Below are 15,761 nucleotides of genomic sequence, written 5' to 3' on the forward strand. Positions count from 1 at the left end.
TTGAAATCATGGCCGCACGTGCCATGAACCGTGGTACCGACTGGATCAAGTCACTGGCGGACGCCAAGCCGCTGTCCTACTGGCTGGACGACCCCGGCAAGCCGCAGGCCCAGCCGGCGCTGACCGGCGACGAACGCTGCGACCTGCTCGTCGTCGGCGGCGGCTACAGCGGCCTGTGGACCGCGCTCCTCGCCAAGGAGCGCGACCCCGGGCGCGACGTGGTCCTGCTCGAAGGGCAGGAGGTGGGCTGGGCGGCCTCCGGCCGCAACGGAGGATTCTGCGCCGCCTCCCTGACGCACGGCGTCGCGAACGGGCTGGCCCGCTGGCCCGGCGAGATCGCGAAGCTGGAGGAGCTCGGCAACCGCAACCTCGACGCGATCGAGGAGGCGGTCGCCCGCTACTCCATCGACTGCGACTTCGAGCGCACCGGCGAACTGGACGTGGCCACCGAGCCGCATCAGGCCACCGAACTCCAGGAATTCCACCAGGAGTTGACCGAGGCGGGCCTCGCGGACGGCACCGAGCTGCTCGACGCCGACGCGACCCGCGAACAGGTCGACTCGCCGACCTTCCTCGGCGCCCTGTACGACCGGCGCGGTGTCGCGATGCTGCACCCCGCCAAGCTCGCCTGGGGCCTCAAGCAGGCCTGCCTCGACCTCGGAGTGCGCTTCTACGAGCACACTCCGGCGCTCGAACTCTCCTCGTCCGGCGCCGGGACCGCGGTCCGCACCCCCTACGGGCGCGTCTTCGCCCAGCACGTCGCGCTCGGCACGAACGTCTTCCCGTCCCTGGTCAAGCGCGTGCGCTCGTACACCGTCCCGGTCTACGACTACGCGCTGATGACCGAGCCCCTGACCGACGACCAGCTGGCCTCCATCGGCTGGAAGAACCGCCAGGGCCTCGGCGACTCGGCCAACCAGTTCCACTACTTCCGGCTCTCCGCGGACAACCGGATCCTGTGGGGCGGCTACGACGCGATCTATCCCTACGGCGGCCGGGTGCGCGCCGAGTACGACCACAGGCCCGAGACGTACGCGAAGCTCGCCGGCCAGTTCTTCACCTGCTTCCCGCAGCTGGAGGGGGCGCGCTTCAGCCACGCGTGGGGCGGCGCCATCGACACGTGCTCCCGCTTCTCCGCGTTCTTCGGCACGGCCCACAAGGGTCGCGTCGCGTACGCCGCCGGGTACACCGGCCTCGGCGTGGGCGCGACCCGCTTCGGCGCGGACGTGATGCTCGACCTGCTCTCCGGCGAGCGCACGGAGCGTACAGAACTGGAGATGGTCCGCACGAAGCCGCTGCCCTTCCCGCCCGAGCCGTTCGCCTACACCGGGATCGCGCTCACCAAGTGGTCCCTGGCGCGCGCCGACGACAACGGCGGCCGGCGCAACCTGTGGCTGAAGGCCATGGACAAGGCGGGCCTCGGCTTCGACAGCTGACAAGTCCCGAACCACCGGTCCGGATCGGCAAGTCCGGAACAACTCGTGGGCAGAACCCGCGTAATGCTCGCGGCCCGGCCTCCTCTCCCTGGTGACACGCACAGCTTTCGGCAACTGCGTACCAGGAAGAGGAGGTCCCGCCATGACTGGCTCGGGGGCGAAGTCGGCGGTCGAGTGGCTGGCGTCCGTGGCACCTGATCCGGACGCCTGCCGCTGGGAATGGGAGCGCAACCCCCTCGGGGTCGCGCTCCTTCCCGCGGGCAGGCTCTGGGACGTACTGATACTGCCCGGCGAGCTGGGGTATCCGACGCTCGACGTGCTCACCCGTGTCATCGACCGGCCGGGCCCCGTGCTCGCCGACTTCGGTGACGCCCGCATGGGCTTCTTCGTGCCCTCCGGCACGGCCACCCGCTGGCTCGGCACGGGGGTGCGCGGCGCGGGCCGTGGCACCTGGATCGTCGTGCCGCATCCCCTTCCCGGCCGCGCCGCCGGCGGAGTCCGCTGGCTGATCCCGCCCGACGGCTCGGGCACCCTCACCGACCCGACCGTCCTGGAACTGGCGATGCACGAGGCAGCCGCGCAGCTCGCCCGGGACGACATCCACGAGTAGCCCGAGGGGCCGGCCGGGTCAGCCGCGGGGCGCCCGGCCCGCCCACACCGCGCACATGACGTACAGCAGGACCACCGAGAGGCACCAGCCGCCGACGACGTCCAGCGGCCAGTGGTAGCCGCGCCGCATCAGACCGAGGCCGACGGCCGCGTTCAGGACCGTGTAGCCGATGACGAGTTCGCGGCGCGCGTAGGCGCCACGCACGTACGGCAGCAGGAGGAGCAGGCACGCTCCGTACGCGACCGCCGCCGTCGTCGCGTGGCCCGACGGGTAGAAGCCGGTGCCGGGGCCCATCACGGCCGGGCCCGTCCGGGCGACGGTCTCCTTGACCGGGACGACCAGGAGCGGGACGGCGGCCATCGTCAGCGCGGCGGTGACGGGGGGCTTCCACCAGCGGGGCACGCCGTCGCGACGGGCGCGCCAGGCGGCGTAGCCGAGGACGGCGGCGAGGACCGGGAGCGCGACGGCGATGTTGCCGAGGTCGGCGAGGAGTTCGGCGGCCCGGTTCGGCAGGCGGCTGGATCCGATCGCGTCACCGAGGCGTTCGTCCGCGCGGCGCAGCGCACCGCCGACGGCGATCTGCCAGGTGAGGAAGAGGAAGAGCAGGGCGCTCAGAACGGCGGCCCAGCGGAAAATGGTCGGCCGCCCCGGAACAGGGGGGGTAGTTCCGAGGCGGCCGATCTGATCGGTTTGCCGCACGCCCCGGGGGGTTTGGGGCGGGCGGCCATCCGATCGGTGAGGAGTTCCGGAGCCAGAAGCTCCGGGTGTGTGCGCGAGGGCACGACCAGGGCGGGGCTGGGGAGGCTCCGTCCCGGTTTCGCCCACAGTCCCCTGTGGGCGGGGTGTTTCTCTCATCTGCAGAAACCGTACGGCAGGGCGTGGGTGTCCGACAGCGGGAACAGCAACCCGTCATCGGCCCCGCACACGTTCTTCACACGCCCTGACCCTTGCCTGAAGTCGCCGGAGCGGCTCAGACGCCCGCGAACGCGGTCTCGATGATGTCCAGGCCCTCGTTGAGCAGGTCGTCACCGATGACGAGCGGGGGAAGGAAACGCAGCACGTTGCCGTAGGTGCCACAGGTGAGGACCAGCAGACCCTCGGCGTGGCAGGCCTTGGCGAGCCCGGCGGCGGCGGCCGGGTGCGGCTCCTTGGTGGCCTTGTCCTTGACGAGCTCGATGGCGATCATCGCGCCGCGGCCACGGATGTCGCCGATGATGTCGAACTTCTCGGCCATGGTGGCGAGGCGGGCCTTCATGATGGCCTCGATGTTCTTCGCCTTGGCGTTGAGGTCGAGCTCCTTCATGGTCTCGATGGCGCCGAGCGCACCGGCGCAGGCCACCGGGTTGCCGCCGTAGGTGCCGCCGAGGCCGCCCGCGTGCGCGGCGTCCATGATCTCGGCGCGGCCCGTCACGGCGGCGAGCGGCAGACCGCCCGCGATGCCCTTGGCGGTCGTGATCAGGTCCGGGACGATGCCCTCGTCCTCGCACGCGAACCACTGGCCGGTGCGGCAGAAGCCGGACTGGATCTCGTCCGCGACGAAGACGATGCCGTTGTCCGCGGCGAACTGGCGGATCGCGGGCAGGAAGCCCTTCGCCGGCTCGATGAAGCCGCCCTCGCCGAGGACCGGCTCGATGATGATCGCGGCGACGTTGTCGGCGCCGATCTGCTTGGTGATCTGGTCGATCGCCTGGGCGGAGGCCTCGGCGCCCGCGTTCTCCGCGCCGGTCAGCCAGCGGTAGCCGTAGGCCACCGGCACGCGGTAGACCTCGGGCGCGAACGGGCCGAAGCCGTTCTTGTACGGCATGTTCTTGCTGGTCAGCGCCATCGTCAGGTTCGTACGGCCGTGGTAGCCGTGGTCGAAGACGACGACGGCCTGGCGCTTGGTGTACGCACGGGCGATCTTGACGGCGTTCTCGACGGCCTCGGCGCCCGAGTTGAACAGCGCGGACTTCTTGGCGTGGTCACCCGGCGTCAGCTCGGCCAGCGCCTCGGCGACGGCGACGTAGCCCTCGTACGGCGTGACCATGAAACAGGTGTGGGTGAAGTCCTGCAGCTGGGCGGAGGCGCGGCGCACGACGGCCTCGGCGGAGGCGCCGACCGAGGTCACGGCGATGCCGGAACCGAAGTCGATCAGGCGGTTGCCGTCGACGTCCTCGATGATGCCGCCGCCCGCGCGGGCGGTGAAGACCGGCAGCGTGGAGCCCACGCCGGCCGCGACCACGGCGGTACGTCGGGCCTGCAGCTCCTGCGACTTCGGACCGGGGATGGCGGTGACGACGCGGCGCTCCTGCGGGACTGCGCTCATGCGGGGCTCCTGGGGGTGTTTCGGGTGCTTTCTTCGCAGGTTAGGGGCGAGGGGCGGGGTGGGGCATGCTCCATCCGGGCGCGGTTCGCGGTTTGCGTTGTCCGTCGTGGACATACAGCCGCTCCACGGGGATCGCCGCAGGTCCGGGCGCGTAACCGGTGAACTCCCCATGCAGGGGCACTAGATTGACCCGCGGACACGCAGACCGGCAGGTCAGGGGGCAGGGGCAATGGACACCGACGGCACGCAGGGCGCTGGCGGCACGCACGACGCTCGCGGCACACACGCCACACCGGTGCCGCGCCCTGCGGGGCCACCGAATCCTCCGGCGGTGTCGGCCGACCGGGGAGCGCGCAGCGGTTCGCCCGCGCGCGCCGGCACCCCGCCGCCCCGCCCCACGCACGCCCCCGGCGCCGCCGGAGCGTCCGCCGGGGCCGCCGGGGCCGCCTTCCTCGGGTGGCTGCGGGCCCCGCGGCCCGCCGCCGAGCCGGGCATCTGGCGGTTCGCGCACCGGCCGAGGCCCGCGCAGGAGCCCGAGGTCGTCCCGGCCCGGCAGCTGCTCAGCGGAGCGGTGATCGCGTTCCTGGTGGGGTGGCTCGTCTGGTCCCTGCTCTGGAACGGCTACCTCGGCGGCTGGTGGCTGCTCCCGCTGTACGCGATGGTCCCCGACTCCTGGGCCCAGCCGCACTCCGTCGGCTCGGTCGTCGTGGTCTACCTGTACTACGCCGTGTTCGCCGTCGGCATCATGATCGCCGTCGGCCGGCTCGGCCGTTGGGGTGAGGTCTGGCGCCGCTTCGGGCTGCCGGCCTGGCGCAAGGCCGTACCCGTGGCCCAGGAGCGCCCGCCCGCGCCCGAGGAGGACCCCGCGCGCTGGCCCCAGCTGCGGGCCGCGGGCGCCGCCGACGCCGCCGACCGGCTCGCCGCCGACGCCCGCGCCGGGCTGATGTGCGACGTCGACCAGGCCCGGATCGCCCGCGCCTGGCAGGGCGTGCGCCGAGGCAGCCACCCCCTCGCCTCGTTCAGCGCGGCCGTCGTGAAGGACGGCGCCGGCGCCTGCCTGCACCCCTCCGGCGCGCGCGACCTCCCCGCCCGCGCCGCCCGCCACGACCTCGCCACCGCCCAGGTCAGGATCGGCACGACCGCCGACGACGTCCGCAACCCCTACGCCTACCGCGGGACGGGCCTCGCCTTCGGGCCCGATCTGCTCGGCACCTCGCTGGTCGCCGTCGGCCCCGCGGGCGCCGGCAAGACCGGCAGCGTCGTCTGGCCGATCGCCGAGTCCCTGTGCCTGGGCGCGTTGGCCGGCCGCGCCGTCGTCGTGGTCGTCGGCCCCGCCGGGGCAGGCCTCGGCGCCGCCGACGGCTATGACGTCGTCATCCGCATCGGTCACCCGGAGTCCGTCCACGACCTGGACCTGTACGGCGGCACGAGCGACCCCGACGAGGCCGCCGCGGTGCTCGCCGAGGCACTCGTCGGGGACCTCGCCGACCCGCACCCCGGCGGCGACAGCCGGCGCTCCACCACCGTCATCGCCCAGCTCATCGGGCCGTACCACGCCGTCCACGGCCGCTTCCCCTCCGTGCCCGAGCTGCGCCGCCTCCTGGACGGCGCCCCGGAGCCGCTCGCCGCGCTGCGTCAGGCGCTCACCGACTCGGGCCACGAGGCGATGCTCCGCGAACTCGACGCGCGCGAGCGGCAGTTGGGGCACCCTGGGGACGTGGGTGCGGTCCTCGCCGACCGGGTGGCCCTCCTCGACCGGCCCGCCTTCGCCTCGTTCTTCGACACGACGGGCCGGGGCAGGCCGTTCTCGCTGCGCGCCCTCGACCGCCCCGTACGCGTCCGCATCGACCTGCCCGAACGCGGGCACGCCGACGCGTCGCGGATCCTCGCGCGTCTCGTGCTCGCCCAGTTCGTCGCCGGCGCGTCCGTCCGCGACGACCGCTCGCTCTTCGCCTGCCTGATCCTGGACGACGCGACCGGCGCCGTGACCCCGCAGGCCGTGCGCGGCATCCAGCGGCTGCGCTCCGCGAACGCGGGCGCCGTCCTGACCCTGCGCACCCTCGACGACGTGCCGCGGCCCCTGCGCGGACCGCTCCTCGGGGCCGTCGGCTGCCGCATGGCCCTGTCCGGCCTCACCCCGTGGGACGGCCAGGACTTCGCCGAGGTGTGGGGCAAGGAGTGGACCGAGACACGGGACGTCACCGACCGGCAGATCATCGCGGAGACCCCGCTCGGCAAGACCGTCCACATGCTGCGCCGCGTCATCACCGGCAACGCGCCCACCGCACGGGCTGTCACCGTGCGCCAGGTCGAGCGCGAGCGCTGGTCCGCCTCCGAACTGGCGCACGCCGTGCCGCCCGGCCACGCCGTCCTGTCCCTGACGACGGTGCGCGGCGAGCACGCGCCCCCGCTCCTGGTGGACCTGCGCGACTGAGGCGGCCCGGTGTGCGGGGAGGCCGCGGACGTACGTACGGTGAGGCAGAATCGACACTGGTCGTTCATACGTACCGGCCAAAAGATCCACAGGATCCACCCCGCACCCGAGCACCACCTGTCGCACACCTGAAGGCCTCATGCCGCCCACGCTCGCCTCCCTCGTCCATCACTCCGCGCTCAAGCTGACCGTGCGCGCCGGGGAGGAACGGCTGGACACCGCCGTGCGCTGGGCCCACGTCAGTGAGCTCGCCGACCCCGTGCCGTACATGGAGGGCGGCGAGCTGCTCCTGTTCACCGCGCTGAAGCTGGACGCGGAGGACCCGGAGGCGATGCGCCGCTATGTGAAGCGGCTCGCGGGCGCCGGAGTCGTCGGGCTCGGCTTCGCCGTCGGCGTCAACTACGACGCCGTCCCGCAGGCCCTCGTCGACGCGGCGCGCGAGGAGGAGTTCCCGCTCCTCGAAGTGCCGCGCCGCACCCCCTTCATCGCCATCAGCAAGGCCGTCTCCGCCGCCATCGCCGCCGACCAGTACCGCGCCGTCACCGCCGGGTTCGCCGCCCAGCGCGAGCTGACCAAGCAGGCGCTGAGCGGCGGGCCCGAGGGGCTGCTCGGCGCGCTCGCCGGTCAGGTCGACGGCTGGGCCGCGCTGTACGACGCCTCGGGCGCCGTGGTCGCGGCCGCGCCGGAGTGGGCCGGGCGCCGGGCGGCCCGGCTGGTCGGCGACGTCGAGCGGCTGCGCGAGCGGCCCGCCCCGGCCAGCGCGGTCGTCGGCGGCAGCGAACAGCACGGCGGCGGGGACGAGGACCGCGTCGAGCTGCACTCGCTCGGCACCGGGCGCAGGCCCCGCGCCGCCCTCGCCGTGGGCACCGCCGCGGCCCTCGGCACCGCCGAGCGTTACGCGCTGCACTCCGCCATCGCCCTGCTCACCCTCACCACCGAGCGCTCCCGCTCGCTGCACGCGGCCGAGCAGCGCATCGGCGCGGCGGTCCTGCGGATGCTGCTCGCGGGGGAGCCCGAGCACGCCAGGACCGTCGCCGGTGACCTGTACGGAGGGCTGCTCGACGCGCCCTTCCGGATGATCGTCGCCGAGGTCGCGTCCGCGTCGGCGGGCCGCGCGCACGCCGACGGGCACGCGCGCGTGGCCCTCGACAAGCCGGAGCGGCCCGCGCCGGGCACGGGGGCGGCGGCCGTCGCCGCCTCCGGGGACCCGCTCACCGGGCTCGCCGACGTCGTGGAGGCCGCCGCGGCCCGCTCCGGGGAGGCCGTCCTCGTGGTGCCCGACGGGGACCGGCTCGTGCTGCTCGCCGCCGACGGCGGCGCGGCGACGGGCGCCTGCACCCAGTACGCCGAGGCCCTGGAGACCGCCCGCCTGACGCAGCGCGAGCAGGGCGGCGCGGGTGAGGACGACGAACTCGTGGTGGGCCTGTCCGCACCGGCCGGGCCGATCGCCGCCGCGACCGCCTACAAGCAGGCCGAACAGGCCCTCTCCGTCGCCCGGCGGCGCGGGCGCTCTCTCGTCGAGCACGAGGAGGTCGCGGCGGGCTCCGTCGTGCCGCTGCTCGCCGACGACGCCGTACGCGCCTTCGCGGACGGTCTCCTGCGGGCTCTGAAGGACCACGACGCGACCGGCCGCGGAGACCTCGTGGCGTCGCTGCGCGCCTGGCTGTCGCGGCACGGCCAGTGGGACGCGGCCGCCGCCGACCTCGGCGTGCACCGCCACACCCTGCGCTACCGGATGCGGCGCGTCGAGGAGATCCTCGGCCGCTCGCTCGACGATCCGGACGTGCGCATGGAGCTGTGGCTGGCCCTCAAGGCGACGAGCGCGGGCGGCGAATAGGCCCACCGGGCCGCCCTTCCGGACAGAACCCGCGCCCGCCTCTGCCAAAGCGGCGCGCCGCACTCACGGACTCCGACACGTCGGACAAACACGGCTCCGCCCCCGCCCGCCTACCGTTGGTCCGGAAAGACCCCAGTACACACCCACTGCGGAAGGGCCGGGACCGACTATGACCGCCACTCACGCCTTCTGGCTCGCGGGCCGCGAGGCCACCGGTGACGCCACCTTCGACGTCACCAACTCCTACGACGGTCGGCTGGTCGGCAAGGTCAGCGTGCCCACGGACGCGCAGGTCGAGGAGGCCGTCGCCGCCGCGTACGCCGTCCGCGACGAGTTCGCCGCCACCCCCGCCCACGTACGGGCCAAGGCCCTCAACCACGTGGCCGACCGGCTGACCGAGCGCACCGAGGAGATCGCCCAGCTGATCTCCGCCGAGAACGGCAAGCCCATCAAGTGGGCGCGCGGCGAGGTCGGCCGTGCCGTCTCCGTCTTCCGCTTCTCCGCCGAGGAGGCCCGCCGCTTCAACGGCGGCGAGGCCCAGCGCCTCGACACCGACGCGGGCGGCACCGGCCGGCTCGCCCTGACCCGCCGCATTCCGCACGGCGTGGTCCTCGGCATCGCGCCGTTCAACTTCCCGCTGAACCTCAGCGCCCACAAGGTCGCACCGGCCATCGCCGTCGGCGCCCCGATCATCCTGAAGCCGGCCCCGGCCACGCCGATCTCCTCGCTGATCCTCGGCGAGCTGCTCGCCGAGACCGACCTCCCGGCCGGCTCATGGTCCGTCCTCACGGTCCCGAACGACCGCATGCCCGCCCTGGTCCAGGACGAGCGCCTGCCGGTCATCTCCTTCACCGGCTCGGGCCCCGTCGGCTACGCGATCATGGACAGCGTGCCGCGCAAGCACTGCACGCTGGAGCTCGGCGGCAACGGCGCGGCCGTCGTCCTCGGTGACTGGGCCTCCGACGAGGACCTGGACTGGGCGGCGACCCGTATCGCCACCTTCTCCAACTACCAGGGCGGCCAGTCCTGCATCTCCGTGCAGCGCGTCATCGCCGACGCCTCCCTGTACGAGCGGCTCCTGCCGAAGATCGTCGCGGCCGTCGAGGCGCAGGTCACGGGTGACCCCGCGGACGACGCCACCGACGTCGGCCCGCTGGTCAGCGAGGACGCCGCCAAGCGCGTGGAGTCCTGGGTCGACGAGGCCGTCGCCGCGGGCGCCTCGCTGCTCGCGGGCGGCAAGCGCGAGGGCGCCACGTACGCCCCGACCGTCCTCGCCGACGTGCCGGCCGACGTGACGATCTCCTGCGAGGAGGTCTTCGGACCGGTCCTCACGGTCAAGAAGGTCGACGGCGAGGCCGAGGCCTTCGCCGCGGTCAACGACTCCAAGTACGGCCTCCAGGCGGGCGTGTTCACGCACGACCTGCAGACCGCCTTCCGCGCCCACCGCGCCCTCGAGGTCGGCGGCGTGGTCATCGGCGACGTCCCGTCCTACCGCGCGGACCAGATGCCGTACGGCGGCGCCAAGCAGTCCGGCGTGGGCCGCGAGGGCGTGCGCTACGCGATGGACGACTACACGTACGAGCGCGTCCTCGTCCTGACGGGCCTCGCCCTCTAGGACCGGCAAGACCCCGGCGTACGCCTGATCCGTACGCCGGCCATGGACGGCCGGAGCCCACTGTGCGGGGGCTCCGGCCGTCCGCGTTCCCGGGCCCACCATTTGACGGCAGGCCCGGCGGACCCTTGTCCCCCGAATGCCGGTACGGATGACCCGATCGGTGCGCGAGGGGTGGTCGGGTTGCCGGTTTTCGGGTACATACGACCGAGTAGCACCCGTCGGTAGCCGATGCCGAACGGCCCCTACTCGCGTCGAGGTGAGCCCCCATGGCGGCCCCAACTTCCCAGCAGCCATCCGTATCGGAACGCGAGGCCCGGCAGGTCGCCGAGGCCGCGCGCGAACAGGGCTGGCGCAAGCCGAGCTTCGCCAAGGAGCTCTTCCTCGGGCGCTTCAGGCTGGACCTGATCCACCCGCATCCCCAGCCGGCGGGCGAGGACGTCCGGCGCGGCGAGGAGTTCCTCGCCAAGTTGCGCGACTTCTGCGAGACACGCATCGACCCGGCCCGCATCGAGCGCGAGGCGCAGATCCCCGACGAGGTGATCAACGGGCTCAAGGAGCTCGGCGCCCTCGGTATGAAGATCGACACCAAGTACGGCGGCCTCGGCCTCACGCAGGTCTACTACAACAAGGCCCTGGCCCTGGTCGGCACCGTGAACCCCGCGATCGGCGCCCTCCTGTCGGCCCACCAGTCCATCGGTGTGCCGCAGCCGCTGAAGATCTTCGGGACGCAGGAGCAGAAGGACACCTTCCTGCCGCGCTGCGCCAGCACCGACATCACCGCGTTCCTGCTGACCGAACCCGACGTCGGCTCGGACCCGGCGCGCCTCGCCACGACCGCGGTGCCCGACGGGGACTCGTACATCCTCGACGGCGTGAAGCTGTGGACGACGAACGGCGTCGTCGCCGATCTGCTCGTCGTCATGGCGCGGGTGCCGAAGGCGGAGGGGCGCAAGGGCGGCATCACGGCCTTCGTCGTGGAGGCCGACTCCGAAGGGATCACGGTCGAGAACCGCAACGCCTTCATGGGCCTGCGCGGCCTGGAGAACGGCGTGACCCGTTTCCACCAGGTCAGGGTCCCGGCCGCGAACCGCATCGGCCCCGAGGGCGCCGGCCTCAAGATCGCCCTCACCACCCTCAACACGGGCCGGCTCTCGCTGCCCGCGATGTGCGTGGGCGCGGGCAAGTGGTGCCTGAAGATCGCCCGCGAGTGGTCGGGCGCCCGCGAGCAGTGGGGCAAGCCGGTCGCGTTCCACGAGGCGGTCGGCCAGAAGATCTCGTTCATCGCGGCGACGACCTTCGCGCTCGAAGCCGTCGTCGACCTGTCCTCGCAGATGGCGGACGAGGACCGCAACGACATCCGCATCGAGGCCGCCCTCGCCAAGCTCTTCGGCTCCGAGATGGGCTGTCTGATGGCGGACGAGCTGGTCCAGATCCGCGGCGGCCGCGGCTTCGAGACCGCCGAGTCCCTCGCCGCGCGCGGCGAACGCGCCGTCCCCGCCGAGCAGCTCCTGCGCGATCTGCGCATCAACCGCATCTTCGAGGGCTCGACGGAGATCATGCACCTCCTCATCGCCCGCGAGGCCGTGGACGCGCACCTGTCCGTCGCCGGTGACCTGATCGACCCCGACAAGTCCCTGTCCGACAAGGCGAAGGCGGGCGCGAAGGCCGGCGGCTTCTACGCGCGCTGGCTGCCGAAGCTCGTCGCCGGACCCGGCCAGCTCCCCAACTCCTACAGCGAGTTCCACCCCGCGGGCCACGCCGACCTCTCCGGCCATCTGCGCTTCGCGGAGCGCTCGGCGCGCAAGCTGGCCCGCTCCACCTTCTACGCCATGTCCCGCTGGCAGGGAAAGATGGAGACCAAGCAGGGCTTCCTCGGCCGGATCGTCGACATCGGCGCCGAACTCTTCGCGATGAGCGCGGCCTGCGTACGGGCCGAGCACCTGCGCGGCGCCGGCGAACACGGCCGCGAGGCCTACCAGCTCGCCGACGTGTTCTGCAGCCAGTCCCGGGTCCGCGTCGACGAACTCTTCGGGCGCCTGTGGCACAACACCGACGAACTGGACCGCAAGGTCACCAAGGGCGTCCTCGGCGGTTCCTACACCTGGCTGGAGGAGGGCGTCATCGACCCCAGCGGCGACGGCGCGTGGATCGCGGACGCGACCCCCGGCCCCTCGAAGCGGGAGAACGTCCGGCGCCCCATCCGCTGAACCGCGCCCCGGGGCCCGCGGGTATCTTGCTCACCGCAAGTCCCACAGGCCCCGGGGGAGATGGCAGTCATGCGCGACGAGCGCAAGTACCGCAACGACCTGGAACGACGGTTCCGCGACAACGCGCTGAAGATGCGCACCCGCGGCTTCTGGCTGCTCGTCCTCTCCGCGCTGCTGTGGCTGTACGTCCTGGCCCGGCTCCTGCTGCCGCCGGGCTTCCTCCTCGCGTCCGGCGACGAACACGGCGCCGGCTGCGACGACGGGCTCCTCTTCGAGGAGATCCGCAGGAGCTACGACGACGGCATCTCCAACACCTGCGTCCTGGAGCCCTGGCCGATGATCTTCGCCGTCCTCGCGCTCTCGCTCCCCATCGGGATGGCCGGCGCGATCCTCTACGTGCGCGGCGTCCTCAGCGCCAACCTCAGTCACTACATCCGGTCCATGACCGGGCAGTGAACGGGCCCGCCTCCTTGCCTCAAAGGGCAACGAGGCGGACATTGGGTACAGGGGGGAGGCTCCTGTGCCGGGTACCGGGTTCGACCACATCACTTCCAGGATCATGCGCGCAGGCGAAGGCAGGATCCTGCACAAGCTCCAGCGCATCGCCGACCAGGTCAACTCCGTCGAGGAGGACTTCCTGGCGCTCACCGACGCCGAGCTCCAGGCCCTCACCGCCGAGTTCCGGCAGCGCCTCACCGAAGGTGAGAGCCTGGACGACCTCATGCCCGAGGCCTTCGCCGCGATCCGCGAGGCCGCGCGCCGCACGCTCGGCATGCGCCACTTCGACGTACAGCTGATGGGCGGCGCCGCGCTCCACCTCGGCAACATCGCCGAGATGCAGACCGGCGAGGGCAAGACCCTGGCCGCGACCCTGCCCGTCTACCTCAACGCGCTGGCCGGCAAAGGCGTCCACCTCGTCACCGTCAACGACTACCTCGCCGAGCGCGACGCCGCCTGGATGGGCCGGGCCTACCGGTTCATGGGCCTCACCGTCGGCGTCGTCAGGACCGACATGGACCCGGCCGACCGGCGCATCGCCTACGCCTGCGACATCACGTACGGCACCAACACCGAGTTCGGCTTCGACTACCTGCGCGACAACATGGCGTGGTCGAAGGACGAACTGGTGCAGCGCGGCCACCACTTCGCGATCGTCGACGAGGCGGACTCGATCCTCATCGACGAGGCCCGCACACCGCTGATCATCTCCGGCCCGGCCGACCAGCCCACCCACTGGTACGGCGTCTTCGCGGGACTGGTCCGGAACATGAAGGGCGTCCCGGTCCAGGACGAGCACTTCACCACCCAGGCCGACAAGGACCGGCTCGCCGAGCTGCGGGCCACGTACGACTACGAGTACGACCTGAAGAAGCAGACCGTGGCGATCCTGGACCGTGGGGTCTCCTACCTGGAGGACCAGCTCGGCATCGAGAACTTCTACGAGGCGGCCCACACCCCGCTCATCGGGCACCTGAACAACGCGCTCAAGGCCAAGGAGCACTTCAGGAACGACAAGGACTACGTCGTCATCGACGGCGAGGTCCTCATCGTCGACGAGCACACCGGCCGCATCCTCGCGGGCCGGCGCTACAACGAGGGCCTGCACCAGGCCATCGAGGCCAAGGAAGGGGTGGACATCAAGGACGAGAACCAGACGCTCGCCACGATCACCCTGCAGAACTTCTTCCGCCTCTACGCCAAGCTCGGCGGCATGACCGGCACCGCCATGACCGAGGCCGCCGAGTTCCACCAGATCTACAAGCTGCACGTCGTGCCCATCCCCACCAACCGGCCGATGATCCGCCGTGACGACCCCGACCTGATCTACCGCACCGCGAGCGCCAAGTTCGACGCGATCGTCGAGGACATCGCCGAGAAGCACGCCGCCGGGCAGCCCGTCCTCGTAGGCACCACCTCCGTGGAGAAGTCCGAGCTCCTGTCCGAACAGCTCCGCAGGCGCGGCATCCGGCACGAGGTCCTCAACGCCAAGAACCACCGCCGCGAGGCCCAGATCGTCGCCCAGGCGGGCCGCAAGGGCGCCGTCACCGTCGCCACGAACATGGCGGGCCGCGGCACCGACATCATGCTCGGCGGCAACCCCGAGGCGATGACCGCCGCCGCACTGGAAGAACGCGGCCCCGCCGAGGACGACGACTCCGACCGGCGCCACGCCGTCGAGGAGCGCGTCACCGCGTCCGCCGCCGCCGAGCACGACGAGGTGAAGGAGCTCGGCGGGCTCTACGTCCTTGGCACCGAACGGCACGAGTCCCGGCGCATCGACAACCAGCTGCGTGGCCGCTCGGGACGCCAGGGCGACCCCGGGGCGTCCCGCTTCTACCTGTCCCTGGAGGACGACCTGATGCGCCTGTTCCGCGCCCAGGCCGTCGACCGGGTCATGGCCATGGCGAACCTCCCCGAGTCCGTGCCCATCGAGAACAAGATGGTCACCCGCGCCATCGCCTCCGCCCAGTCCCAGGTCGAGCAGCAGCACTTCGAGACCCGCAAGGAAGTCCTCAAGTTCGACGAGGTACTCAACCGGCAGCGCACCCTCATCTACCGCGAACGCCGCCGCGTCCTGGAGGGCGAGGACATGCGCGCCCAGGTACTCCGCTTCATGGACGACACCGTCGGGGCGTACATCGCCAATGAGACCGCCGAGGGCTACCCGGAGGAGTGGGACCTCGACGTGCTCTGGGCCGCCTTCCACGAGCTCTACCCGTGCGGCATCACCGCCGACGAGCTCGACGAGGCGGCCGGCGGGCGCGCCGAGCTGACCGCCGGCCTCCTCGTCGACGCCGTCACCGAGGACATCCACGCCCGCTACGAGGAGCGCGAGAGCGAGCTCGGCGCCGAAGCCCTGCGCGACCTGGAACGCCTCGTCGTCCTCGCCGTCCTCGACCGCAAATGGCGCGAACACCTCTACGAGATGGACTACCTCCGCGACGGCATCGGCCTGCGCTACACCCTGGGCCGCGAGCCGATCTTCGAGTACGAACGCGAGGGGTTCGACCTGTTCACGGCCATGATGGACGCCATCAAGGAGGAGTCGGTCGGCTACGTCTTCAACCTCGACACCACTACCGACGCGCCGCCCTCCGACGCCCTCGACGCGGCCCGGCGCCCCGACCGTCTCCACTTCAGCGCGCCCACCCTGGACACCGCCGGGGGCAGACAGGAAGGCGACTTCGATGCCGCCCCCGACGAGGACGCACCGCGCGACGCGGAGCCGCCCGGGTCCTCCCCGCGGCCGTCCGCCTGAACGAAGGGCCGCCGCCGGCGCAGGCGATGACGAACCGCCGGGGGACGCGCTGTCCGAG

10 protein-coding genes are annotated in these 15,761 nt (G+C 72.3%); 8 read left to right on the top strand and 2 right to left on the bottom strand.

Annotation, left to right across the window (positions count from 1 at the left end):
* The first annotated feature begins 8 nt into the window (after window positions 1–8).
* Together CG723_RS21550 and CG723_RS21555 are read left to right on the top strand one after the other, a co-directional pair.
* Window positions 9–1,436 carry an NAD(P)/FAD-dependent oxidoreductase gene (locus CG723_RS21550; protein ID WP_100595106.1) on the top strand — a complete coding sequence of 476 codons (1,428 nt, stop codon included), beginning with the start codon at window positions 9–11 and terminating at the stop codon, window positions 1,434–1,436.
* A 142-nt stretch (window positions 1,437–1,578) separates the two neighbouring features.
* Window positions 1,579–2,046 (top strand): hypothetical protein, encoded by a 468-nt coding sequence (locus CG723_RS21555; RefSeq protein WP_100595107.1) that lies wholly within the window; start codon window positions 1,579–1,581, stop codon window positions 2,044–2,046.
* Between the two features lie 18 nt (window positions 2,047–2,064).
* Here the strand turns inward: CG723_RS21555 and CG723_RS21560 are convergent, their stop codons facing one another.
* Together CG723_RS21560 and gabT are read right to left on the bottom strand one after the other, a co-directional pair.
* Window positions 2,065–2,745 carry a phosphatase PAP2 family protein gene (locus CG723_RS21560; RefSeq protein WP_100595108.1) on the bottom strand — a complete coding sequence of 227 codons (681 nt, stop codon included), beginning with the start codon at window positions 2,743–2,745 and terminating at the stop codon, window positions 2,065–2,067.
* Window positions 2,746–3,016: 271 nt separating this feature from the next.
* Window positions 3,017–4,351, bottom strand: coding sequence for a 4-aminobutyrate--2-oxoglutarate transaminase (gene gabT / locus CG723_RS21565; protein WP_100595109.1), 1,335 nt, complete (start codon window positions 4,349–4,351; stop codon window positions 3,017–3,019).
* 229 nt (window positions 4,352–4,580) lie between these two features.
* On the opposite strand from gabT, the gene CG723_RS21570 reads away from it, so the two are divergent.
* The 6 genes from CG723_RS21570 (at window position 4,581) to secA (ending at window position 15,703) form a co-directional block, all read left to right on the top strand.
* Complete coding sequence (locus tag CG723_RS21570; protein ID WP_100595110.1) at window positions 4,581–6,785, top strand: ATP-binding protein; 2,205 nt, start codon at window positions 4,581–4,583, stop codon at window positions 6,783–6,785.
* 139 nt (window positions 6,786–6,924) lie between these two features.
* The gene (locus CG723_RS21575) at window positions 6,925–8,622 is read left to right on the top strand and encodes a PucR family transcriptional regulator (protein ID WP_100595111.1); all 1,698 of its coding nucleotides are present in this window, start codon (window positions 6,925–6,927) and stop codon (window positions 8,620–8,622) included.
* Window positions 8,623–8,791: 169 nt separating this feature from the next.
* Window positions 8,792–10,237, top strand: coding sequence for an aldehyde dehydrogenase family protein (locus CG723_RS21580; protein WP_100595112.1), 1,446 nt, complete (start codon window positions 8,792–8,794; stop codon window positions 10,235–10,237).
* 266 nt (window positions 10,238–10,503) lie between these two features.
* The gene (locus CG723_RS21585; protein WP_100595113.1) at window positions 10,504–12,444 is read left to right on the top strand and encodes an acyl-CoA dehydrogenase family protein; all 1,941 of its coding nucleotides are present in this window, start codon (window positions 10,504–10,506) and stop codon (window positions 12,442–12,444) included.
* A gap of 69 nt (window positions 12,445–12,513) precedes the next feature.
* Window positions 12,514–12,900, top strand: coding sequence for a hypothetical protein (locus tag CG723_RS21590; protein ID WP_100595114.1), 387 nt, complete (start codon window positions 12,514–12,516; stop codon window positions 12,898–12,900).
* A gap of 103 nt (window positions 12,901–13,003) precedes the next feature.
* Entirely contained in the window at window positions 13,004–15,703 is a 2,700-nt protein-coding gene (secA, locus tag CG723_RS21595) for a preprotein translocase subunit SecA (RefSeq protein WP_100595187.1), read from the top strand.
* Window positions 15,704–15,761 lie beyond the last annotated feature (58 nt).

Source organism: Streptomyces sp. CB01635 (assembly GCF_002803065.1).
Lineage (GTDB): Bacteria > Actinomycetota > Actinomycetes > Streptomycetales > Streptomycetaceae > Streptomyces.

What these genes read in the sequence shown, in the direction of transcription:
- CG723_RS21550 (WP_100595106.1), top strand. Translation starts at nt 9, where the DNA reads ATGGCCGCACGTGCCATGAACCGTGGTACCGACTGGATCAAGTCACTG.
- CG723_RS21555 (WP_100595107.1), top strand. Translation starts at nt 1,579, where the DNA reads ATGACTGGCTCGGGGGCGAAGTCGGCGGTCGAGTGGCTGGCGTCCGTG.
- gabT (WP_100595109.1), bottom strand. Translation starts at nt 4,351, where the DNA reads ATGAGCGCAGTCCCGCAGGAGCGCCGCGTCGTCACCGCCATCCCCGGT.
- CG723_RS21570 (WP_100595110.1), top strand. Translation starts at nt 4,581, where the DNA reads ATGGACACCGACGGCACGCAGGGCGCTGGCGGCACGCACGACGCTCGC.
- CG723_RS21575 (WP_100595111.1), top strand. Translation starts at nt 6,925, where the DNA reads ATGCCGCCCACGCTCGCCTCCCTCGTCCATCACTCCGCGCTCAAGCTG.
- CG723_RS21580 (WP_100595112.1), top strand. Translation starts at nt 8,792, where the DNA reads ATGACCGCCACTCACGCCTTCTGGCTCGCGGGCCGCGAGGCCACCGGT.
- CG723_RS21585 (WP_100595113.1), top strand. Translation starts at nt 10,504, where the DNA reads ATGGCGGCCCCAACTTCCCAGCAGCCATCCGTATCGGAACGCGAGGCC.
- CG723_RS21590 (WP_100595114.1), top strand. Translation starts at nt 12,514, where the DNA reads ATGCGCGACGAGCGCAAGTACCGCAACGACCTGGAACGACGGTTCCGC.
- secA (WP_100595187.1), top strand. Translation starts at nt 13,004, where the DNA reads ATGCGCGCAGGCGAAGGCAGGATCCTGCACAAGCTCCAGCGCATCGCC.